Origin of the sequence: Phaeovulum sp. (assembly GCF_030684035.1) — a bacterium.
Classification (GTDB): Bacteria; Pseudomonadota; Alphaproteobacteria; order Rhodobacterales; family Rhodobacteraceae; genus UBA6213.
Genome location: NZ_JAUXPI010000022.1, coordinates 29,336 through 50,724 on the forward strand (window position 1 = coordinate 29,336; position 21,389 = coordinate 50,724).

The window sequence follows — 21,389 nt, forward strand, 5'->3', positions numbered from 1 at the left end:
ACCCGCGGTCGGCCTCAGCCCGCATCAAGGTCGCCAAAGTGGCGGCCGTTGCGGATCAGCACATCCCAAAGCGCCTGCGGCTGCGGCGCTCCTAGGGAGGCAAGGCCGCGCAATTGCGCCCGCGTGGCAAGCATCCCCGCGGTATCGGCCAGATGCATCGGCCCGCCGCTGGCGCGCGGCAGGCCGAGCACATGGATCGCCACAAGGTCGATGTCGCCCGCCGCCAGCGCTACCCCCGATTGCAGCATTGCGGCACCCTCGTCGGCTAGCTCGGCCAGCACCCGCGCCCGGATCTGCGCCGGGCTGAGCGGCAGCGCGGCAATCCCCGCCTCGGCGCGCAGACCGGGCAGAAGCGCGGTAACTTCTGCCACCGCGCGGTCGGGTGCAGCACCCTCGCCACGGTAAAAGGTCGAGGGCTTGCCGACCAGCCTTTCGGCCAGCAGCCGCAGGCTGAGCGGCCCGGGTGTGCGCCCGAGCGCGCGCAGTTCGCCAATCACCCGCGGCAACCCCAGCCTGTCGGCGCGGCGAAACGGCGGATCGGCAAGCCCCAGCGCGGCATCGACCTGATCGGGCCGCGCCCCGGCCAGCACCGCGCGCTCGGCGGCCACATGGAGCCGCGCAAAAAGCCGCGCGGCGATGCCCCCTGGCGCGGCACCGCACCGCAGCGGCATGATCCGCGCCTGCGCCAGCGTCGCCGCGACCGACGCCATGAGCGGCGCGCCGAGCTTGGGGTCAGACCCGGCGTCGGGCACCAGTTCCGCCAATCCCGGCGCGACCACGCGCAGCGCCGGTGCTGCGGGGAAAGCCGCCGAAAGATCACCTTCCAGCACCAGCGGCATGCCCGCGGGCAAAACCGCCGCCGCGCCGTCGCGGCTCAGCACCCAGCCGCAGCCCACCAGATCGGCGGCACTGGCGGCAGGCTCGATGCGCGCCCAGGCGGCGGCGCGTGCCCCGGCGCTCAGCCGCCCCGCCGCCTCCGCCGCCTGCTGCTGGCGCGCCACCGATGCCAGTACCGTGGCCAGCGCGGCCTCGTCAGCCGCCCCCAGCACCACGCCGGTTCCCGCCGCGCTCAGCGCCTCGACCAAGGGCACAAAGGCAACGCTGGCGTCCCAGACCCCGACGCGCGGCACCACATCACCCGTCGCCACCTGTGCGCGCGCCGCAGCACCCCGCTCTGCCGCCGCCACATGGGCAAGTGCCTGAAAGGCGGGCGCGGTCTCCAGATCATCGCGCGCGACCTCGGCAAACTGAAGTGCCGCCGCTTGCGGCAGCAAAAGCGCCGCCTCGACGCTGTCGATCAGGCGCGTGCGGGCCATGCGCAACGCGCCCGGCACCTCGTGCAGCGCGCCCCGCGCCGCCGCAACCGCCGCCAGAAAAGCCGCCGCGTCAGCAAGGCCCGCGCCATCGGCGCGGCGCGGCGGCAGCGGGGTATCGGCACTTGCCACTGCCAACCCCTGCGCTACCGAAAGCGCAGCCGCCTCGGTATCGCCGGTTTCGACAACGCCGTCGATCAGCCCCAGCGCCGCCGCCTCGGCGGCGCTGATCGGGCGGCTCGCTTCGCCCAGCCTGAGCGCGGCACCCGCCCCAGCCAGCCGTGCGACGCCAAGCAAGAGACCGGCCTCGGGCAGGGTCGCGAGCGCTGGCTCTTGCAGCGCGAACAGGGTCTCGGGAGCGGCCAGACGCCAGCCCGCCGCAAGTGCAAGCCGCAGTGCGGTGCCGCCGATGCGCCCACCAAGCGCCATCACCACCGGCTTGCCCAGCCCCGCCAACGTGGCCGCAAGCCCGGCCATCTCGGGTGCGTCAACTTCGTTGCGGCGCTCGGCAACCGGGTCGGCGGCAACGGGCCAGCCGCCCGCCCCTGCCCGCAGCAGCACCGCCGACGCGGCACCGGAACCGGCAATCTCGTCAAGCGCGCGCGCAAGTTCGCCGCGCAGCCTTGCGTCAAAACCGGGGTCAGGCAGGCGCGCGTTCACTCCGGCTGCCGGCGCAAGGCTGACCACCGCCACACCACCGCGCAATTCCACTGTCACCCGCCGGTGCATGTCCACCCCTGTCAAGCCACCCCACGAAGCGGTGCCCAGCCAGAGTGTAGCCGCTTAAACCTGCAAGGAAAACGCTCAAAATCAGCACTCGCGGGCAGGTCAGTGCCGGTCAGCGGCGCGGGCATGGTTGCGGCAGAAGGGGGTTGCGGGAAGCGTGTCAAGCCTGGCTTCCGAAATCGGTTCGCCGCAGTAGGCGCAACTGCCATATTCACCCGCTTCGATGCGCTTCAGCGCCGCTTCAAGCATGCGGATCTCGGATTGCGCCGATTGCCCGAGGTCTTCCAGCACCTGCTCATCGGCGCGCTCGATTGCCAGTTCCTCCCAGTCGCGCGAGTCATGCGAAAGCAACTCGTCCCCGATCGTCGATATCCGCGATTGCAGATGCGCGAGGCGGGTCAGCAGCTGGGTTTTGCGTTTGGCGACGGATTTCATGATACGCTCCTTGCGGTTGGCCCATGCTGCGCGTTGCGGCACCCGATGACCATGACACAGGTCAAACCAGGTCGTTGCCGCAGTGCAGCGAAAATTGACTTGCATTGCCACCTGCGCCGCCTAGATTGCGCGCCGAAAGCCGAAACCGAGGGGATGCAATGCAGGCAGATTGGTGGTGGGGCCTTGCGGGCGGGTTGATGATTGGCACCGCGGCGGGGCTGTATCTTTTGCTGCATGGGCGCATTCTGGGTGCCAGTGGCATTATCGGCGGGCTGATCGACGGCAGCGGGCGCGACAACGCGCAGGAACGGCTGTGGTTTCTGGCAGGTCTCGTCGTGGTGCCGCTGCTGCTGGTGCCGCTTTATCATCGGGTCGAAACCCATGCGAGTTCCAGCCTGCCGCTGCTTGCCGTCGCCGGGCTGCTGGTTGGCATCGGCACCCGGCTTGCCAATGGCTGCACCTCGGGGCACGGCGTTTGCGGCATTTCGCGGTTTTCGCTGCGGGGCATCGTGGCGACCGCCTTTTACCTTCTGGGTGGCGGGCTGGCGCTGGTGATCGGTCGGCATCTTCTGGGGGTGATCTGATGCTGCGCAATCTTCTGGCGCTGGTCGCGGGCGGGCTTTTTGGTGCCGGGTTGCTGGTTTCGGGCATGGTCGATACCGCCAAGGTGCAGGGCTGGCTTGATGTATTCGGCATCTGGGACCCGACGCTGGCATTTGTGCTCGGCGGCGCGGTGGCACCGATGGTTCTGGTCTGGCGGCTGGCGAAGCGGCGGGAGAAATCGCTTCTCGGACTGCCGATGCCGCGCGACCTGCCGCTGCTGGTGGACCGCAACCTGGTGCTCGGCTCGCTCATGTTCGGCGCGGGCTGGGGAATCGCCGGCTTTTGCCCCGGCCCGGCGCTGGCCGCGCTTGGTTTTGGCGGCTGGCAGGTCTGGGTATTCGTGGCGGCAATGGCGCTTGGCATGGCGGCAAGCCCGCTCTTGCAGCGCAGGCTTGACCTGCTGGATGCCCCGGCCGAGGGCTGAGGCAAAGGTGCTGCCCGCGCCGCCGCGTCGCGGTGGTCGCGGCGCTCAGAACCCCGAACCCATCTTCAGAGGGGCCAGGGCGAAAGCCTCGGCTTCGGTATCGGCCGGGGCTGCCAATGGCAACGGTCCGGCACCGGGAAGGGGTGCGATCGGCTGCGGGACGGGCAGCGGCTTCGACCGGCTGGCAGGCTCAGCGCCGCCGCGCGGGGCAGCGCTGCGGGGCACCGCCACCGCCAGCAACCCGGGTTCCGCGGCCGGGGCGGCGGGTGCCGTATCGTCAGCCTCGGCCACCAGCCGCACCGCGCGAAAGCCCCGATTCTGGCCAAGCCGCCCATGCGCCAGAAGCCGGTGCCCGTAGCCTTCAAGCCGCAATTCCTCCAGCGCGGCGGCGGGCAGCGGCAACTCGCTGCCCGGTGCAAAGGTCAGCACCGCCGAAAGCGGCAGTGTCAGCCGATAGAGAACCGCGTCGAGCGTGACCGGGGCGTGCTGCACCACCCGCTCGATATCCGCCTGCCAGCGCGCCGCCTCGGCCTCTGCGGCGTCTGTTGCGCTGACGGTTTGCCCGCCCGTGCCCGGCACCCGACGCGGGCCGCCACCGCGCCCGGTGGCAGGCAGGGCCAGTACCAGCCCGCCCTTGCGCTGCCCGGAGGGACCAAGCGCCAGTTCCAGTTGCAGCACGCGAAACCCGGCATCTTCCAGCAGCAGGCCGAGCGGGCGCGGATCGTCGAGATACGAGGCATAGCGAAACCCCCCGGCCCAGACAATTTCGGGCAGCTCGGCGAGCATCTCCTCGAACCCGGCGAGGGCCGCATCGATGAAGCCCGCCGCCATCGCGGCATCGGTGCGGGTGGGGCGGCGGGCGGGCGGCGCGGTTGCACCAAGCCTGCCGGTGGTCTGCACCTCGATCAGCGCTGCCAGCAGCGACGGCGCAATCGCGGCAAGCCCCAGCCCCTCGGCCGGGCCCTCAAGCACCGCAAGCAGCGCGCGCTCCTCGATCGCCTCGGTCAGTTCGGCCAGCGAAAGCCGCCGCTCCTCGACCCGCAGCACGCGCAGCGCCAGCGCCATGCCATCCTGTGCGGCCTTGGCAAGCGACAGGCCAAGCGCGCGCGCCGCGGTCATCTGCGCAGGCCCGTGCGAAGCCCGCCCTGCCCCCGCCTTGCGTCGGATAACGCTATGCAGCTTGTCCTCGGTCATGCCTGCGCCCGGAGCGAGAGCCCCCTTGGCAGGTTTTGCCAGATCAGGGTTTACAAAGTGTTGAAAACCACCCCGAAGCGCCGCCCCGGCGCGCGCCGCCCCCGTGGCGCGCGCCGCAGGCACCGCGCGGCGCGCATCTCGCGCGACTCATGCAGATCATGCGCCGATTTCACCACCTCGCCTGCGCTTTGCCGTTGCCCCGCAGGGGCGCGCCCGGCCAAATTGACCGCCGGGGTCAGGTCGGCGTCGTTCGCCCCGCTCAGAATGTCGAAATCCGTCGCCGGAGGCGTCGCATCCGGGCGTAATGCTGGCGCGAGGAAGGAATCACCAATGGCCGAAATCACCCTTGTTCTCTGGCGCGACATCCCGGCGCAGGTCATTGCGGGCAAGGGCCGTGCGGCGGTGAAAAAGCCTTTGCCCGAACGCTTTGAGCAGGCAATCGACCGCTGCGCGATGAAGATCGGCGCGCAAGGGTCGGAAGCCTACATGGCCGAATGGCGCAAGGTGGCCCAAGCGGTGCATCCCGGCTCCGATGCCGAAGCCGCCGAGGCCGAACTGGCGCGCATTCTTGCCGAATACGACCCCGCGCGGCTTGCCGCACTTGTTGCAAACGATGGCTGGGAACCCCCCGCCCCTGACCGGAGGCCATGATGGCGCTTATGAATTTTCGCCGCGATGCGGCCCCCGATGCAGCCGCCGATCTTGGCCCGGTTCCGGCCTTTCTGGATGGGTTTTCCATCGAGGTGATGCCACGCACCGCGGCGGGGGTCGAAGATTTCAGCGCCATCCTGCCCGCCGGAACCCGCGTCTACATCGCCCATATCGACGGCACCCCGATTGCCGACATGGTGGCCTGCGCCGCGCGCCTGCGCCGCGAGGGATTCGAGCCGATGCCGCATTTTCCGGCGCGCCTGATCGCCTCCGAAGCCATCCTGCGCGACTGGGTGAACCGCTACAAGGCCGAGGCCGGAGTGCATCAGGCGCTGTTACTCGGCGGCGGCGTCAACACCCCTGCGGGCGATTACACCTCGGCGATGCAGATGCTTGAAAGCGGTGCCTTCGACGGCTTCACCCGGCTGCACATGGCGGGCCACCCCGAGGGCAACCGGGATATCGACAGCGACGGCGGCGACGCCATTGCCCTGCAGGCGCTGCGGCTCAAGCAGGAGTGGGCGGCCCGGTCAGATGCAAAAATGGCAATCGTCACCCAGTTCTGCTTTGAGCCCGCCCCGGTGATCGCCTGGGTGGACAAGCTGGCCAGCCTCGGCATCCATCTGCCGGTGCACATCGGCATCGCCGGCCCGGCAAAGCTGCAAACCCTGGTCAAATTCGCCATCGCCTGCGGTGTCGGCCCCTCGTTGCGCGTGTTGCAACGGCGCGCGCGCGACGTGACCAAGCTGCTTTTGCCCTTCGAGCCGGGCGAGATGGTCGCGGCGCTTGCCGCGCACAAGGCAGCCAGCCCGGCTTTCGGCATCGAATCGGTGCATTTCTTCCCGCTTGGGGGCATCAAGACCGCTGCCACCTGGGTGGCCGAGCACACAAAAGGCGAGACCGCATGACCCGCACCGTTCTGGAATCCAAATCGAAAACCGTAGTGATCGGCTTTGACGAGCCGTTTTGCGTGATCGGCGAGCGCATCAACCCGACCGGGCGCAAGAAACTGGCCGCCGAACTCGAGGCGGGCAATTACACGACCGTCGAGCTTGACGCGCTCGAACAGGTTGCCTGTGGCGCGATGGTGCTCGATGTCAACGCCGGGGTGGTTTACAACTCGAACCCCAACCCGAACGAGACCGAACCGCCGCTGATGGTGGCGATGCTGAAACTGGTGCAGGGCTTGGTCGATGTGCCGCTTTGCATCGACTCGTCGGTGCCCGCGGCGCTCGAAGCCGGGCTTGCGGCAGCCGAGGGGCGACCGCTGCTCAATTCCGTCACCGGCGAGGAAGAGCGGCTGGAGCGGGTGCTGCCGTTGGTGAAGAAATTCAACGTGCCGGTGGTGGCGATCTCGAACGACGACTCGGGCATTTCGATGGACCCCGAGGTGCGCTTTGCGGTGGCAAAGAAGATCGTCGAGCGCGCCGCCGATTTCGGCATTCCCGCGCATGACATCGTGGTTGACCCGCTGGTGATGCCGGTAGGAGCGCTGGCCAGCGCCGGGCGGCAGGTGTTTGAGCTGGTGCGCCGCCTGCGCGAGCTGGGCGTGAACACCACCTGCGGCGCCTCGAACATCTCCTTTGGCCTGCCCAACCGGCACGGCGTCAACGCCGCCTTCCTGCCGATGGCGATCGGCGCGGGCATGACCAGCGCCATCATGAACCCGGTCCGTTCGGTCGAGATGGAGGCAATTCGCGCCGCCAACATGCTGATGGATCACGATGCGAACGGCTTTGAATGGATCCGCTTTTCCCGCGTGCTCGAGGCAGTGAAAGAGGGCGCGACCTTCGCCGAGGCAAGCGCTGCGGCACTGGCCGCAGGTGGCGCACGCGGCGGGCGCAGGCGCGGGCGCGGGTAGCCGGGCGATTCGGGCGTGGTGCGGCGGCAAGGTACCGCCCGCCGCCTTTGCCCGGCGCTGACCCTAGGGGCCGTGCGCCGCTTTGACCGGGCCACAACATCTGCGCTCTCAAATCGAATACAGATTGTTTCCCAAGCTTTTGCTAGGTGAAGCTCGCGCAAAGGGGTAGTCTGACCCTCCGCGACTACGCTTGGGGTTTCATGCTGCTGCACCGGACCACGCTCTTCTTCTTTGCCGCCGCTCTGGCGGGTTGCGCGGCAGATTTGCCCGGCGGCACAACCGCGCGCGCAGCCTCGGAACTCCTGTCACCGCCGTTGATTGCCGGGTTCGACCCCGGCCCCGTCGGCCCGCCCCCGCGCCGCGCCGCCAGCAACGCCGAGATCGCGCGCGACTTTCTGGAACTCGCCTTCAGCCTTGAAAGCGGTCGCCGCCTGCCGGTTCTCACGCGTTTCGAAGAGCCCATAACCCTGGCGCTTGCCGGTGCCGTGCCACCCGGTGCTGGCGAAGAGGTGGCGGGGCTTCTGGCGCGTTTGCGTGGCGAGGCGGGCATTGCGATCTGGCAGGAACAGCGCGGCGCGGCGGCGATCACGGTCGAGTTTCTGCCGCGCCACGACATGCAGGCGCTGGTGCCCAATGCCGCCTGCTTCGTGGTGCCCGGGGTTTCGGGCTGGCAAGACTATCGCGCCCTGCGCGGCAGCAGTGCCACCGACTGGACCCTGCTTGCAACGCGCAGCCGGGTCTCGGTGTTCCTGCCCTCCGATGTCGCACCGCAGGAAATGCGCGACTGCCTGCACGAAGAAGTGGCGCAGGCGTTGGGGCCGCTCAACGACCTCTACCGGCTCACCGATTCGGTTTTCAACGATGACAACTTCCAGGCCGTGCTGACCCGCACCGATATGCTGGTGCTGCGGGTCTATTACGCGCCCGAACTGGCAAGCGGCATGACCGAGGCCGAGGTTGCGGCGCGCCTGCCGGCGCTTCTGGCGCGGCTCAATCCCGCCGGTGGCCGGGCTGCGGCACCGGCTCCGCAAATACCCACGCCACGCAGTTTCCAGACCGCGATCGACGCGGCACTGGCGGGCGGTGCCTCGACCGAAGTCCGCCGCTCCGCTGCGCGAAATGCGGTTTCGATCGCCACCGCTGCGGGCTGGAATGACGCGCGCGCAGGCTTCGCCTGGTTCGCGCTCGGGCGGCTCAGCGCCGCTTCCGACCCTGCCGCGGCGCGCGAAGCGTTGCTGATGGCTGCCGCCATCTATCGCCGCTTGCCGGGCGCAGCGATCCACTATGCCCATGTCGAAATGCAGCTTGCCGTGCTGGCGCTGGCCGCGCGCCAGCCGGAGGAAGCGCTGGCGCTGGCCGACCGCGCGCTTGGCCCTGCAATAGCCGCCGAAAACCCGGCACTTGCCGCAACCCTGCACCTGATCCGCGCCGAGGCTTTCGCGGCGCGCGGCCAGATGGCGGCGGCTGCTGCGGCGCGGCTCGACTCGGCCCGCTGGGCGGGCTATGGCTTTGGCAGTCAGGCTGCGGCCGACCGCCGCGCAGCCGAAGTTGCCGCGCTGGCGCAAGGTGCTTCGCGGCTGCGTTGACCCAAGAGGCCGGAGGCCACAATGATCGTTATTCTTGGCGCGCTTGTCGGCGCGCTGCTGGGTTACTGGCAGGCATTCCGCCGCGGCGGCAACGGCCTTGACCGCGCCCAGTACAGCGCCGTCTACGCCATCATCTTCGCCATCATCGGCATGTTCGCGACACTCGCCGTTGACCGGCTGATCTGAGGGGGCGCGATGTTCCTGCCCTTCTTCGACAGCCTTCGCCGCGCCGGGGTTCCGGTCAGCCTGCGTGAATTTCTGGGCTTTCTCGAAGCCATGGCGGCAGGGCTTGCCACCTATGATATCGAGGCCTTCTACTTTCTTGCCCGCACCGCCATGGTCAAGGATGAGCGCCACCTTGACCGATTCGACCGGGCTTTTTCCGCAGCGTTCAAAGGGCTGGAGACGATCCCGCCCGAGGCGGTGCTGGAGGCGGTGGCGCTGCCCGCCGAATGGCTGAAAAAGCTCGCCGAACGCCACCTGACAGCCGAGGAACGGGCCGAGATTGAGGCGCTTGGCGGCTTTGAGAGGTTGATGGAGACCCTGCGCGCACGGCTGGCAGAACAAAAGGGCCGCCATCAGGGCGGCTCGAAATGGATCGGCACCGCCGGCACCAGCCCCTTTGGGGCCTATGGCTACAACCCCGAAGGCGTGCGCATCGGCCAGGCAGAGGGGCGCGAGGGCCGCGCCGCAAAAGTCTGGGATCGCCGCGAGTTTCGCGATTTCGACGACCGGGTGGAACTTGGCACCCGCAACATCAAGGTGGCGCTGAGGCGGCTCCGGCAGTGGGCCCGGCACGGCGCGGCGGAAGAGCTGGACCTGCCCGCCACCATTCGCGCCTCGGCCGATGCGGGCTATATCGACGTGAAAACCCGGCCCGAGCGGCACAACGCGGTCAAGGTCGTGCTGTTTCTCGATGTCGGCGGCTCGATGGAGGCGCATGTGCGCGTGGTGGAGGAGCTATTTTCTGCTTCCCGGAGCGAATTCAAGCATCTCGAGCACTACTATTTTCACAACTGCCTTTACGAGCAGGTCTGGCGCAACAGCCGCCGCCGCTGGGATGAACAGACCCCGACCCTTGACCTGCTCAACCGCTACGGGCCGGATTACAAATGCATTTTTGTGGGTGACGCCGCAATGAGCCCCTATGAGATCAGCCACCCCGGCGGGGCCAACGAACACTGGAATCCCGAAAGCGGTGCCAGCTGGCTGGCGCGCGCCCGCGCACAGTGGCCCGCGCATGTCTGGCTGAACCCGCTGCCCGAAAAGCACTGGCCGCATACGCCAAGCATCGGCATGATCGCGCAGGCCTTCGCGGGGCGGATGCTGCCGCTGACGCTTGCGGGCATCACCAAGGCAATGAGGGTGTTGGGATGAAAACCCTGCGGCGATTGTGGCGCAACAACCGGCTGGCGCTGATCGGCTTCACCCTTGCCGCGTTCGCGGTATTGTTCTTCGCGGCGCGGATGCTGGTTTTCACCATCTACTGGTCCGACCCGGCGCATCGCGATGGCCCGATCGAAGGCTGGATGACGCCGGGCATGCTGGCGCGCGCGCGCCACCTGCCGCCCGAAGCGGTTGCCGAGGCGCTCGGGCTTGACCGCGACCAGCCGCGCCGGATGACCCTTGCCGAGCTTGCCGCCGAACGCGGTGTGCCGCTCGAGGTGCTGCTGGCACCGCTGCTGCCGCTGCTCACGCCGCCATGACCGAGACCCTGCTGGCGCTCTTGCCCACATGGGGGCCGTGGCTTCTGGCCACGACCACGTTCCTCTCATGCCTGATGCTGCCGATCCCGGCCTCGATGCTGATGCTGGCGGGCGGGGCGTTGGTGGCAACGGGCGACCTTGCACTGCCTGCTGCGGCGGGGGGCGCGCTGGCCGGTGCGATTGCGGGCGATCAGGTCGGTTTTTTCGCCGGGCGCGGTGCCGGGCGGTTCCTGCCGCGGCTGCGCGGCAAGCGCGCCCGGGCAATGGCAAGGGCGCGGCAGAAACTCAGGCGCAACGGCAACGCGGCGGTGTTTTTCAGCCGCTGGCTGTTTGCGCCGCTCGGGCCATCGGTGAATGTCGCGGCCGGGGCGCTTGGCCACCCGCATCGGGCCTTCACCCTCGCGGGAATCGCGGGCGAGGTGGTCTGGGTCGGGCTATATGTCGGCATCGGCTATGCCTTCGGTGCCAATCTGGAAGCGGCAACCGAACTTGCCTCATCGACGCTTGGCCTCTTGGCAGCTTTCGCGGCGCTGGTGGTGTTCGGCTGGTGGCTGATTGGTGCCGCCCGCCGCCGCGGTGATTGACCCCGGCCCGCAGCGCCCCATATTCAAGCCATGATCAAGCTTTTGCCCCTGCTCCTGCTCGTCGCTTACGGTTTTGCCATGTGGCGCTTTTCGGCGTGGCAACTCGGGCGCGAGCTTGCCGCGCGCTCGCATCCGCTGACCGATGCGCGGCTCGCCCCGGTGCTGGCGCGGCTGGCGCGGGCGGTGGGTGTCGCGCGGATTCCGCTGCATCTTTACGAGGTCGAGCCGGTCAACGGCCTTGCCGCACCCGATGGCCGGGTTTTCCTGACCCGCGGCTTCCTGCGCGCCCTCGATGCCGGGCAGGTCACCCCTGAGGAACTTGGCGCGGTGGTGGCGCACGAACTGGGGCATGTGGCGCTGGGTCATTCGCGGCGACGGATGATCGACTTCACCGGCCAGAACGCGCTGCGCATGGTGCTGGCAACCGTGCTCGGGCGGTTTCTTCCCGGCATCGGGGTCTGGATCGCGAACCTCGCCGCCAGCGCGCTTGCGGCACGGCTTTCGCGGCAGGACGAATACGAGGCCGACGCCTGGGCCTCGGCGCTGCTGGTCAAGGCAGGCATCGGCACCCGGCCGCAAAAGGCGCTGTTCGCGCGGCTGGAGCGGTTGACCGGCGCGCCCGGTGCCGGTGCCCCTGCCTGGATCCTCTCGCATCCGAAATCGGCAGACCGGATCGCCGCGATCGAGGCGCTGGAGGCGCGCTGGCACCCCGCCCCCCGCGACTGATCATCGCGCCCCCCTGCCGCGTGCAAAGGCTTACCCTCATTGGCTCATTGCGCTAGCCTTCACGCCAGCGACAGTCGAGGAGCGGATGAGCGGGCTTTTTGCGCCAGAGGTCAGGCGGCGGCGGGTGTTCTACATCCCGGGCTACGACCCAATCCACCCGCGCCGCTACCGCGAGCTTTACCGCAAGGAGGGGGCCGCGCAGGCGGCAATCTCGGGCTACCAGATCGCGCTTGCACCCAAACACGCGGGCGGACCCTTTGGCTGGCACGCCACTGCCACCATTGGCGGCGACACCTGCGAGGCCGATTTCGAGGTGCTGGTCTGGTCGGATATCGTCGCGGCCAGCATGGGCCAGTCGATCCCGGCAACCTACCTGCAACTGCTGCGCACCACCGCCACCTACATTGCCTCCGGCTCGCTCTTCCGGCTGATGCGGCTGCGCAAGGGGCCGATGATCGCCGCGCTCTACCCGATCTTCGCGCTGCTCTTGCAGCTTGCGCTGGCGCTGGCGCTTGGCTGGGTCGTGGGTTGGGCCGCGATGTGGGTGGTACCGATGTTTTTCGGCAGCAATCTGGTCTGCACCGCGGTGTCGCTGGTGGTCGCCGCCGCGATCCTGCGCCGGTTCCGCAAGGCCGACGGCCGCTTTTACGCCTATTACCTGATGCATGACTACGCCCATACCGCGCAGCTTTCCGGGGCCTACCCGCCCGACCTCGAAGCCCGGCTTGCCGAGTTCGGCGACACCATTGCAGCGGCTTTGGAAGGCGCATGGGACGAGGTTCTGGTGGTCGGCCATTCCTCGGGGGCGCATCTTGCGATCTCGATCCTCGCCGATCTGATCCGCGCCGGGCGGGTGCCCGCGACGGGCCCGGCACTGGGGCTGCTGACGCTCGGCCAGGTGGTGCCGATGGTCTCGTTCCTGCCCCGCGCCCAGCGCCTGCGCGGCGATCTGGCGTTTCTGAGCGCCCGCGACGAATTGGCCTGGGTCGATGTCACCGCCCCAGGCGATGGCTGCGCCTTCGCGCTGTGTGACCCGGTTTCGGTCTCCGGCGTGGCACCGCCAGACAAACGCTGGCCACTGGTGCTTTCCGCCGCCTTCACCAAAACGCTGAGCCCGGCACGCTGGAAAGCGCTCCGCTGGCGCTTTTTCCGGCTGCATTTCCAGTATCTTTCCGCCTTCGACAGGCCCGGCGACTATGATTATTTCCAGATCACCGCCGGGCCGACGACACTGCAAACCCGCTATGCCGGGCGCAACCCCTCGGCCAGCCGCATCGAGCGCCCGGTGAACAGGTACAAGGACACCCGATGACCCAAGCCCGCGCCCAGAACCCGCTGCCGCCCAAGCCCGCCGCGCGCCCCGACAAGGTTTCGCTCTGGCGCTACTTCCGGCTTTTCCGCAGCGATATCCTTTCCGCCCAGCCGGCCCGGCTTTACCGCGCCTGGATGGCCGAATTCCGTACGCCGTTCTTTCACTCCTACCTCTGCAACGACCCCGAACTGGTGGACCTCGTGCTGCAAAAGCGGCCAAAGGATTTCCCCAAGTCAGATCGTATCCGCGAGGGGCTGGCCCCGCTCTTGGGCAATTCGGTGTTCATCACCAACGGCCCGGTCTGGGAACGCCAGCGCCGGATCATCGACCCGGCTTTCGAGGGCGGACGGCTGCGCGACACCTTTCCGGCGATGTGGGACGCCGGAATTGCCTGCGTCGAGCGCCTGCGTGCCCGCGCCGATGGCCAGCCCATCGAGATCGAGGCCGAAACCAGCCACGCCGCAGCCGATGTGATCTTTCGCACCCTGTTCTCGATCCCTATCGAGAACGCCGTGGCGGCGGCGGCGTTTTCCGAGTTCCGCGCGCATCAGAAGGCGCAGCCGATCGTCAACCTCGGCGCGCTTCTGGCGCTGCCGAAATGGGTGCCGCGGTTTCATTCGCGCAAGGCCCGGCGCACCGCCGCCACCATCCGCGGCCTGATTACCGAACTGACGGCGGCGCGGATGACGCAGATCAAGGCGGGCACCGCGCCGAACGACCTTGCGACCAAGATCATGACCACCGCCGACCCGGTGACCGGCGACACCTTCGATACCGCCGAGATGGTCGATCAGGTGGCGATCTTCTTTCTTGCCGGGCACGAAACCTCGGCCTCGGCATTTGGCTGGTCGCTCTACCTGCTTGCGCTTTTCCCCGACTGGGGCGACAGGCTTGCGGCCGAGGCAGAGGCGGTGATCGGGCCCGAAATCCCGTATTTCTCGATCATCAACCGGCTAAAGCAGGCCCGCGCGGTGTTTCGCGAAGCGATGCGGCTTTACCCGCCGGTGCCGATGATGGTGCGCGAGGCAAGCTGCCCCGAGCATTTTCGCGACCGGGACCTGCCAAAGGGCGCGCAGATCGTGATCTCGCCCTGGCACCTGCACCGCCACGAGCGGCTCTGGGAGCGCCCCGACGAGTTCGACCCCGACCGTTTTGCCACCGCGAACGGCAAGGCCTGCCTGCGCAATGCCTACATTCCCTTTTCCACCGGCCAGCGCGTTTGCCCCGGTGCCGCCTTTGCCATGGCCGAGGGGCCGCTGATGCTTGCAATGATCGCCCGCGCCTTCCGCATTGCCCCGGTGCCCGGACGCGCGGCAATGCCGGTGGCGCATCTGACCGTGCGCGGGCGTGATGGCATCTGGCTTGCGCTCACCCCGCGCTGAAGGGCGGGGGCGCAAAGCCCCCCGCCCTGCTTCAAAGATTGTAGAGCGCGCGGAACTTGGTCTCGAGATAGTCGAGCAGAGGGGCTTCGCTGGGCGCTTCCCCGCAGGCACGGGTGATGACTTCGGCGGGGGTATAGAGGCTTCCGAAGCGTTGCACCTTGGCGCAGAGCCAGTCGGTTGCCGGGCGCGCATCGCCGGTAGCCAGCGAGGCGTCGAGGTCTGGCAGATCGCGGCGCATCGCTTGGTTGAGGCAGCCCGCATAGACGTTGCCAAGGCTGTAGGTGGCAAAATAGCCGATTGCGCCTACGGACCAGTGCACATCCTGCAAGACGCCGTTTGCGGGCACATCCACCGCGAAACCGAAATCCGAAAGGAAGCGGGCATTCCACGCCTCTTCGATGTCGGCCACATCGAGCCTGCCACCGATCAGCGCGCGTTCCAGATCAAAGCGCAGCATGACGTGGAGGTTGTATTGCAGCTCATCCGCCTCGGTGCGGATAAAGCCCTGCTGCACACGGTTGAGGGTGGCATAGAAGGCATCGGCATCGGCAACGCCAAGCGCGCCGAACTCCGCCTGCATCTGGGTGAGCAGCCAGCCCGCAAAGGCGCGCGAGCGGCCAAGCTGGTTTTCGTAGATCCGGCTCTGGCTTTCGTGCACCCCCATCGACACGCCATGGCCAAGCGGGGTGAAATGGTGCGCCGCGTCGATTGCAAGCTCGTAACTCGAATGGCCGACCTCGTGGATCGTCGAATAGAGGCAGTTGAACGGATCGGTTTCCACCACCCGCGTGGTAATGCGCGAATCGTTTACCCCGCCCGACGAAAACGGGTGCACCGCCAGATCGAGCCGCCCCCGCGTCCAGTCATAGCCGAAGGCCGAGGCGGCGCGGCGCGCCAGCGCCAGTTGCCCCGCCGCCGGAAAGCTGCCTGCCAGCGCGTTTGGCGCGGGTGCGCCGAGCACCGCCTCGCGCAGCGCCACCAGGCGCGGGCGCATGGCAGCGAACATCGCGGCAAGGCTTGCGGCGGTCGCCCCCGGCTCATAGCCATCGATCAGCGCATCATAGGCATCGCCGCCGCCAATGCCCGCCGCCGCCATCGCCTGGCCTTCCTCGCGGCGCAGCGCCACGACGCGCTTCAGCATCGGCAGAAAATGCCCGACGTCGTTATTGGCGCGCGCCTCGGCCCAGATGCCTTGCGCGAGGCTGGTGGTGCGCGCCAGTTCCTCGGCAAGCGAGGCGGGCACCGCGCCGTTGCGCCTGAGCGCGTGCGCGATCAGCGCCATGGCCCGCGCGGCGGCGGCATCGGGGGCCTCGGCCTTGGCAATCCATTCGGCAAGACGCGGGTCGGTGCGCCGCGCATGCAGAACCTGTTCCATTGCCGCCAATTCCTCGGCGCGCTGTTCCGCGGCCCCGCGCGGCATCATCGTTTCCTGATCCCAGCCAAGCCGCTCGGCCACCAGTGAAAGCGCTTCGGTGCTGCGCTGATGCGCCATCAATTCGGTAAATGCAGTCATTTCGTTCCTCGGATCGATTGTGCCAGGGGTGCGCGGGCAAGGCCTTCGGCGCGGATCAACAGCACCCAGAGCGCAACCGCCCCAAGCTGATGCGCCAGCCCGAGGGCCAGCGGGGCGGCGTAAAGCGCGGTGAAAATGCCAAGCACGGCCTGCCCGATCAGCACCAGCACCGCCAGGCCAAATGCGCTGCGGGTGGCGGCCTGGGCGCTGGCGCGCGCGCGCAGCCAGACCAGAAGGCCCGCCGCCAGCAAGAGATAGCCGCTGATCCGGTGCAGGAATTGCACGAGGCCGGGGTTTTCGAAAAACGCGCGCCAGCCGGGGCCGCCGTTGGCCACCACGAAGGCATCGGCGGGAAAGAACGCGCCGTTCATCAAGGGCCAGGTCGGAAAGCCGCGACCCGCATCAATCCCCGCCACCAGCGCGCCAAGCAGCACCTGCACGAAGGCAAGCCCGATCAGCCAGACCCCGAGCCGCGCCAGCGATGCCTCGCCACTGCGGCGCGCCACCATCAGTTCGGCCTCGCTGCGCCCCAGCGCCTGCATCTGCGCCGCGATCAGCGCCAGAAGAACAAAGGCGAGGCCTAGGTGCGTTGCCAGACGGTAGCTTGCAACATCGACCGCCTCGCCGCCCAGCCCCGAGGCGACCATCCACCAGCCGATTGCCCCCTGCGCGCCGCCAAGCAGGCCAAGCACGAGAAGCCGCCCCTTCCAGCCCGGCGGTATTCGCCCCGTCGCCCAGAAGCCGAAAAACCCCGCTGCCCAGACCAGCCCGACAACCCTGCCGAGTTGCCGGTGGCTCCATTCCCACCAGAAGATTTCCTTGAACCCCGCAAGCGTCATTTCAAAGTTCTGCAGGATGAATTCGGGGCTTTGCTGGTAGGCGGCGAATTCGCGCAGCCAGGCGGCCTCGCCGATTGGCGGCAAGGCACCCGAAAGCGGCTTCCATTCGGTGATCGATAGCCCCGAGTCGGTCAGACGGGTCAGCCCGCCCACCGCGATCATCGCCACCACCAGCACGAACAGGAGCCCGAGCCAGGCCCGCACCGCGCGCCGCGCCCCGCGTGGGGCCCGCTCGATCATCCCGCCCAGTGGCGGCGGCGGTGGAGCCGTGCCGCCGACCTCCTGGAATATGCTGCGCTTCGTGGCCACCTTGCCCCCCGGATCTGCATCCGCGCCCGACACTAGGGTGGCGCGGCAGGGGCTTCAAGGGCACAAGGCGATCAGTGCATGTGTTCCATGGCTGCGGCGGGTTCGTGCAAGTCGGCGGGATCGACGACGAACTCCACCTCGATACGGCCCGCGTTTTCAAAAACCAGCGTGAAGGGCACAACGTCGCCCACCGCCAGTTGTCGCGTCAGCATCATCAGCATGATATGCGCCGCACCCGGCTCGAAGCCGAACACGTCGCCCGGCTCGATTATCATCTGCGGCAGTTCCACCATCCGGGCAACCCCGTCAGTGCCGAACATGGTCGTGTGCAGCATCGACATCATGGCGATATCGGTTTCGACACCAAGCAGCGTGTCGGCCTGACTGCCCTCGTTGGCGATCACCACATAGGCGGCACCAGACATCGAACCCGGGATCGGCGCGGCGATGAACGGGTGCACGAAATGCAGCCCGCCCACAATCAGGTCATGCGCCAGTGCCGCGGGTGCGGCGAAGAGCAGGGCGAGTGCGAGGGCAAAGGGTTTCATGGCGGCGACCTTTCGGCGTGGTTGTGGATGGCTATTGGCAATGGGTGCCACGCCCCAGGGTGGTGATCGGCGCAACGGCCGCCCCCAACGCGCGGCTCGCCGGTTTTCACTTTCCGGTCGGGGCGGTCGCGACGACCTCGAACATCACCGGTATCTCTCCGGCCACATCGAAGGTCAGCAGGAACGGCACCTGGTCGCCGACCTTGTAACCATCGTTGAGGTGCATCAGCATGATATGCGCAACGCCGCCAACAAAGCTGAAGGTTTCGCCGGGTGCCACAATCAGTGGCGGCAGTTCGAACATCCGCGCGATGCCGTCTTCGCCAATCACCGTCTCGTGCAGCATTGCGTGCATCGCGGCGTCGGTCTCGACCGCGATCAGAAGGTTGGGCGCGGTGCCTTCGTTGATGATCGTCATATAGGCCGCAGCCGACATCGCCGTCGGCGGCGGCAGCACCAGCTGCGGGCTGACGATACGGATTCCGTTGAGGCTGGTATCGGCGGCAAACGCCGCAGTGGCGGCAAACAGCAGGGCAAGGGCAAGGGCAACAAGGCGCATGGGGTTCCTCCAAAGATGCGCGGACTATGCGCCTTCAGCACTTCAGGACCATGCGACAGTTGCGCAAGTCACTCCGGAAACCACGGGTATCACGCGAAATTGACGGCTGGAGTCTGTCTGGCACAGATAGAAGCGCCAGACAGGTGTCAGCTTCATGGTTTGCACCTGTCTTGCGACAAAACCGGTGCCCACTTTTGTCGGACAGGCACTAGCCGCCGCGCCGCAAAAGCTGGCGCAACATGCCATGCAAGGTCTGCACCTCGGCCTGGGTCAGCCTCAGCCGTGCCCACATGTTGCGCAGGTTCAGCTTCATCCGCGCCGCCTTGACGGGCGGGAAGAAAAAACCCGCCGCCTCCAGCTCCGCCTCGTAATGATCGCCAAGCCGCGCCACAGCCTCGGCCGAGGCCAGATCACCGGGCGGCTGAACCGCCTCGGGCATGGCTCCGCCGCGCGCCCATTCGTAGGCTATCAGCAGCACCGCCTGCCCGAGGTTGAGCGAGAAGAACGCGGGGTTGACCGGAATGGTGATGATCGCGCTGGCGCGCGCCACATCTTCGTTTGCAAGCCCTGCCCGCTCGGCCCCGAACAGCACTGCCACCCGTGCGCCACCTGCCACCAGCGCGCGGGCATGCACCATCGCCGCCTCGGGGGTGAACACTGGTTTGGACAGTTCGCGCCCGCGCGCGGTGGTGGCAAAGACATAGTCGCAATCGGCCATTGCCGCCGCCAGATCGGCGAATACGCCAGCATGGTCGAGCACCTGCGACGCCGCCCCCGAAGCCATCGCCACGGCACGCGGATTGGGCCAGCCGTCGCGCGGATCGACCAGCCGCAGCCGGTCAAGGCCGAAGTTGAGCATCGCCCGCGCCGCCGCGCCGATGTTCTCGCCCATCTGCGGGCGCACCAGAATGAAGACGGGCTGGCCGGTCATCGCGCTTTCCAAAACCTGCGCGCCTGATACGCTGGCGCAAGCCAAGTGACAAGGAGAGCCGCAATGCCGCTCGACCCCGGATTGCTGGAACTGATGCGCGACGACCTCGCCGATGCCCCCGGCATCACCGAACGGCGCATGTTCGGCGGTGTCTGCTTCCTGCTCGATGGCAACATGGTCTGCGGCGTCTCGGGCGAAGCGCTGATCTATCGCGTCGGAAAGCCGTCCTATGCCGAGGCGCTGGCGCTGCCTTCGGTGCGTCCGCTCACCTTCACCGGCAGGCCAATGGGTGGCATGGTCGAGGTGGCCCCCGATGCGGCCGAAGACGCGCCGCGCGCGCGCCTTTCCGCACTGGCGCTGGCGCATGCGCGGGGCCTTCCGCCCAAGGCCGCGAAAGGCTAGGAAGGCGCAAACCCCAAAGGGACATGTCATGACCAGCACCGACCGCCCGCAGATCTACCTTCTCACGCCGCCGGTGTTCGAACTCGAAAGCTTCATTCCCCGGCTCGGTGCCGTGCTTGACGCGGTCGAGGTGGCCTGCCTGCGGCTCGCGCTTGCCGGGCGCGATGAAGACGCCATCGCCCGCGCCGCCGATGCCTGCCGGATGGCCGCGCATGAACGCGATGTGGCGATCGTGATCGCCGAACATCTGAAACTGGTCGAACCGCACGGGCTTGACGGCGTGCATCTGATGGATGCCGCCCGCTCGGTGCGGCTGGCGCGCAAGGAGCTCGGGGCCGATGCCATCGTCGGTGCCTGGTGCGGTGCCTCTAAACACGCGGGCATGGCGGCGGGCGAGGCGGGGGCAGATTATGTCTGCTTCGGCCCGATGGCCGAAACGCCGCTGCATAACGGCGCCATCGCCGAACGCGCACTGTTTTCGTGGTGGTCGGAAGTGATCGAGGTGCCGGTCGTCGCCGAAGGCGCGCTTACCGCCGCGCTGGTGGCCGAGCTTGCACCGGTCACCGATTTCTTCGCCTTTGGCGATGAAGTCTGGTCCGCCCCCGACCCTGTCGCGGCACTCAAGGCGCTGGCGGCGGCAATGGGCTGAACGCCTAGCGCGGCTCGATATCGCCCGCCGCCCGCGCCGCGTGGAACGCGCGCACGAAACCGGCCAGCTGCCCGGCTGCAATTGCCCCCCGCAGCCCCGCCATAAGCTCCTGATAATAGTGCAGGTTGTGCCATGTCAGCAGCATCGAGGCGATGATTTCGCCGGACCGGAACACATGGTGCAGATAGGCGCGGCTGTAGCTTTTGCAGGCCGGGCAGGAACAGGCCTCGTCAAGCGGGCGCGGATCATCCATATGCCGCGCGTTCTTGATGTTGACCACGCCGGCCCGGGTGAAAGCCTGCCCGGTGCGCCCCGACCGCGAGGGCAGCACGCAATCCATCATGTCGATGCCGCGCTCGACCGCGCCGACAATGTCGTCGGGCTTGCCGACCCCCATCAGGTAGCGCGGGCGATCCTCGGGCAGCATCCCCGGCGCATAGTCGAGCACCCCGAACATCGCTTCCTGCCCCTCGCCCACCGCCAACCCACCAACCGCATAGCCCTCGAAACCGATGGCGCGGAGCGCCTCGGCGCTTTCGGCGCGCAGATCATGTGTCACCCCGCCCTGCATGATGCCGAAAAGCGCGCGGCCGGGGCGCGCCCCGAAGGCCGCGCGCGACCGCGCCGCCCAACGCATCGAGCGGCGCATCGAGGCGGCCACCACCGCATCCGTCGCCGGCAGCGCCGGGCATTCGTCAAACGCCATGACGATGTCGGAACCGAGCAGGCGCTGGATCTCCATGCTGCGCTCGGGTGTGAGATGGTGCGCGGAGCCGTCGATATGGCTTTTGAAGCTCACCCCGTCTTCGCTCATCTTGCGCAGGGCCGCGAGGCTCATCACCTGAAACCCGCCCGAGTCGGTCAGAATCGGGCGCTGCCAGTTCATGAACCGGTGCAGCCCGCCAAGCCGGTCGATGCGCTCCGCGCTGGGGCGCAGCATCAGATGATAGGTGTTGCCGAGCAGAATATCGGCCCCGGTCGCGGCGACGCTTTCGGGCAGCATCGCCTTCACCGTCGCGGCGGTGCCCACCGGCATGAAGGCGGGGGTGCGCACCGCGCCGCGCGGTGTGGTGATCACCCCCGCGCGGGCGCGCCCGTCAACAGCCGCTACCGTGAAGCCAAATCCCGTCGCCACC

25 protein-coding genes are annotated in these 21,389 nt (G+C 68.0%); 15 read left to right on the forward strand and 10 right to left on the reverse strand.

The annotated features are described in order from the left end of the window. Positions 1 to 14: 14 nt before the first annotated feature. Together Q8J98_RS05855 and Q8J98_RS05860 are read right to left on the reverse strand one after the other, a co-directional pair. Positions 15 to 2,042 (reverse strand): enoyl-CoA hydratase-related protein, encoded by a 2,028-nt coding sequence (locus tag Q8J98_RS05855; protein WP_305293551.1) that lies wholly within the window; start codon positions 2,040 to 2,042, stop codon positions 15 to 17. Between the two features lie 99 nt (positions 2,043 to 2,141). After that, positions 2,142 to 2,474 (reverse strand): TraR/DksA C4-type zinc finger protein, encoded by a 333-nt coding sequence (locus Q8J98_RS05860; RefSeq protein ID WP_305183862.1) that lies wholly within the window; start codon positions 2,472 to 2,474, stop codon positions 2,142 to 2,144. Positions 2,475 to 2,632: 158 nt separating this feature from the next. On the opposite strand from Q8J98_RS05860, the gene Q8J98_RS05865 reads away from it, so the two are divergent. Next, positions 2,633 to 3,058 (forward strand): YeeE/YedE family protein, encoded by a 426-nt coding sequence (locus Q8J98_RS05865; RefSeq protein WP_305293552.1) that lies wholly within the window; start codon positions 2,633 to 2,635, stop codon positions 3,056 to 3,058. Further along, complete coding sequence (locus Q8J98_RS05870; protein WP_305293553.1) at positions 3,058 to 3,501, forward strand: DUF6691 family protein; 444 nt, start codon at positions 3,058 to 3,060, stop codon at positions 3,499 to 3,501. Before Q8J98_RS05865 ends, Q8J98_RS05870 begins: the two co-directional genes overlap by 1 nt. A 45-nt stretch (positions 3,502 to 3,546) precedes the next feature. Here the strand turns inward: Q8J98_RS05870 and Q8J98_RS05875 are convergent, their stop codons facing one another. Then, positions 3,547 to 4,695 (reverse strand): FliM/FliN family flagellar motor switch protein, encoded by a 1,149-nt coding sequence (locus tag Q8J98_RS05875; protein ID WP_305293554.1) that lies wholly within the window; start codon positions 4,693 to 4,695, stop codon positions 3,547 to 3,549. A gap of 50 nt (positions 4,696 to 4,745) precedes the next feature. Next, entirely contained in the window at positions 4,746 to 5,039 is a 294-nt protein-coding gene (locus Q8J98_RS05880; protein ID WP_305293555.1) for a hypothetical protein, read from the reverse strand. Between Q8J98_RS05880 and Q8J98_RS05885 the strand changes: the two genes are divergently transcribed. From Q8J98_RS05885 to Q8J98_RS05935, 11 genes are all read left to right on the forward strand, one after another. Beyond that, positions 5,026 to 5,346 (forward strand): virulence factor, encoded by a 321-nt coding sequence (locus Q8J98_RS05885; protein WP_305183857.1) that lies wholly within the window; start codon positions 5,026 to 5,028, stop codon positions 5,344 to 5,346. The genes Q8J98_RS05880 and Q8J98_RS05885 overlap by 14 nt on opposite strands. Beyond that, complete coding sequence (locus Q8J98_RS05890; protein ID WP_305293556.1) at positions 5,346 to 6,254, forward strand: methylenetetrahydrofolate reductase; 909 nt, start codon at positions 5,346 to 5,348, stop codon at positions 6,252 to 6,254. The genes Q8J98_RS05885 and Q8J98_RS05890 overlap by 1 nt, the downstream gene beginning before the upstream one ends. Beyond that, positions 6,251 to 7,207, forward strand: a complete 957-nt coding sequence (locus Q8J98_RS05895; RefSeq protein WP_305293557.1) for a methyltetrahydrofolate cobalamin methyltransferase — start codon at positions 6,251 to 6,253, stop codon at positions 7,205 to 7,207. The genes Q8J98_RS05890 and Q8J98_RS05895 overlap by 4 nt, the downstream gene beginning before the upstream one ends. A gap of 200 nt (positions 7,208 to 7,407) precedes the next feature. Continuing rightward, a complete protein-coding gene (locus tag Q8J98_RS05900) occupies positions 7,408 to 8,793 on the forward strand; it encodes a DUF2927 domain-containing protein (protein ID WP_305293558.1) in 1,386 nt (461 codons plus the stop codon). Between the two features lie 21 nt (positions 8,794 to 8,814). Then, a complete protein-coding gene (locus Q8J98_RS05905) occupies positions 8,815 to 8,979 on the forward strand; it encodes a hypothetical protein (protein WP_305293559.1) in 165 nt (54 codons plus the stop codon). Between the two features lie 9 nt (positions 8,980 to 8,988). Then, on the forward strand, positions 8,989 to 10,170 hold the full coding sequence (locus Q8J98_RS05910; protein WP_305293560.1) for a VWA domain-containing protein: 1,182 nt from the start codon (positions 8,989 to 8,991) through the stop codon (positions 10,168 to 10,170). Beyond that, positions 10,167 to 10,499 (forward strand): hypothetical protein, encoded by a 333-nt coding sequence (locus tag Q8J98_RS05915; RefSeq protein ID WP_305183851.1) that lies wholly within the window; start codon positions 10,167 to 10,169, stop codon positions 10,497 to 10,499. The genes Q8J98_RS05910 and Q8J98_RS05915 overlap by 4 nt, the downstream gene beginning before the upstream one ends. Then, complete coding sequence (locus Q8J98_RS05920; protein ID WP_305293561.1) at positions 10,496 to 11,083, forward strand: DedA family protein; 588 nt, start codon at positions 10,496 to 10,498, stop codon at positions 11,081 to 11,083. The genes Q8J98_RS05915 and Q8J98_RS05920 overlap by 4 nt, the downstream gene beginning before the upstream one ends. A 30-nt stretch (positions 11,084 to 11,113) precedes the next feature. Further along, positions 11,114 to 11,809, forward strand: coding sequence for a M48 family metalloprotease (locus Q8J98_RS05925; RefSeq protein ID WP_305293562.1), 696 nt, complete (start codon positions 11,114 to 11,116; stop codon positions 11,807 to 11,809). An 85-nt stretch (positions 11,810 to 11,894) separates the two neighbouring features. Further along, the gene (locus Q8J98_RS05930; protein WP_305293563.1) at positions 11,895 to 13,121 is read left to right on the forward strand and encodes a hypothetical protein; all 1,227 of its coding nucleotides are present in this window, start codon (positions 11,895 to 11,897) and stop codon (positions 13,119 to 13,121) included. After that, positions 13,118 to 14,503: a cytochrome P450 gene (locus tag Q8J98_RS05935; RefSeq protein WP_305293564.1), complete on the forward strand. Its 1,386-nt coding sequence runs from the start codon at positions 13,118 to 13,120 to the stop codon at positions 14,501 to 14,503. The genes Q8J98_RS05930 and Q8J98_RS05935 overlap by 4 nt, the downstream gene beginning before the upstream one ends. A 31-nt stretch (positions 14,504 to 14,534) precedes the next feature. Here the strand turns inward: Q8J98_RS05935 and Q8J98_RS05940 are convergent, their stop codons facing one another. The 5 genes from Q8J98_RS05940 to Q8J98_RS05960 form a co-directional block, all read right to left on the reverse strand. Next, positions 14,535 to 16,016, reverse strand: coding sequence for a carboxypeptidase M32 (locus Q8J98_RS05940; protein WP_305293565.1), 1,482 nt, complete (start codon positions 16,014 to 16,016; stop codon positions 14,535 to 14,537). Next, positions 16,013 to 17,164 carry a heme A synthase gene (gene ctaA / locus Q8J98_RS05945; RefSeq protein WP_305293566.1) on the reverse strand — a complete coding sequence of 384 codons (1,152 nt, stop codon included), beginning with the start codon at positions 17,162 to 17,164 and terminating at the stop codon, positions 16,013 to 16,015. Before ctaA ends, Q8J98_RS05940 begins: the two co-directional genes overlap by 4 nt. 71 nt (positions 17,165 to 17,235) lie before the next feature. After that, positions 17,236 to 17,712 (reverse strand): copper chaperone PCu(A)C, encoded by a 477-nt coding sequence (locus Q8J98_RS05950; protein ID WP_305293567.1) that lies wholly within the window; start codon positions 17,710 to 17,712, stop codon positions 17,236 to 17,238. Between the two features lie 106 nt (positions 17,713 to 17,818). Then, on the reverse strand, positions 17,819 to 18,271 hold the full coding sequence (locus Q8J98_RS05955; RefSeq protein ID WP_305293568.1) for a copper chaperone PCu(A)C: 453 nt from the start codon (positions 18,269 to 18,271) through the stop codon (positions 17,819 to 17,821). Between the two features lie 208 nt (positions 18,272 to 18,479). Beyond that, positions 18,480 to 19,202 carry an RNA methyltransferase gene (locus Q8J98_RS05960; protein ID WP_305293569.1) on the reverse strand — a complete coding sequence of 241 codons (723 nt, stop codon included), beginning with the start codon at positions 19,200 to 19,202 and terminating at the stop codon, positions 18,480 to 18,482. 63 nt (positions 19,203 to 19,265) lie between these two features. Here Q8J98_RS05960 and Q8J98_RS05965 point away from each other — a divergent pair, with 63 nt between their 5' ends. Next, positions 19,266 to 19,604 (forward strand): TfoX/Sxy family protein, encoded by a 339-nt coding sequence (locus tag Q8J98_RS05965; RefSeq protein ID WP_305293570.1) that lies wholly within the window; start codon positions 19,266 to 19,268, stop codon positions 19,602 to 19,604. Positions 19,605 to 19,632: 28 nt separating this feature from the next. Next, positions 19,633 to 20,253 (forward strand): thiamine phosphate synthase, encoded by a 621-nt coding sequence (locus tag Q8J98_RS05970; RefSeq protein ID WP_305293571.1) that lies wholly within the window; start codon positions 19,633 to 19,635, stop codon positions 20,251 to 20,253. A 4-nt stretch (positions 20,254 to 20,257) separates the two neighbouring features. On the opposite strand, the gene tgt is transcribed toward Q8J98_RS05970, so the two are convergent. Continuing rightward, entirely contained in the window at positions 20,258 to 21,388 is a 1,131-nt protein-coding gene (tgt, locus tag Q8J98_RS05975; RefSeq protein ID WP_305293572.1) for a tRNA guanosine(34) transglycosylase Tgt, read from the reverse strand. Position 21,389 lies beyond the last annotated feature (1 nt).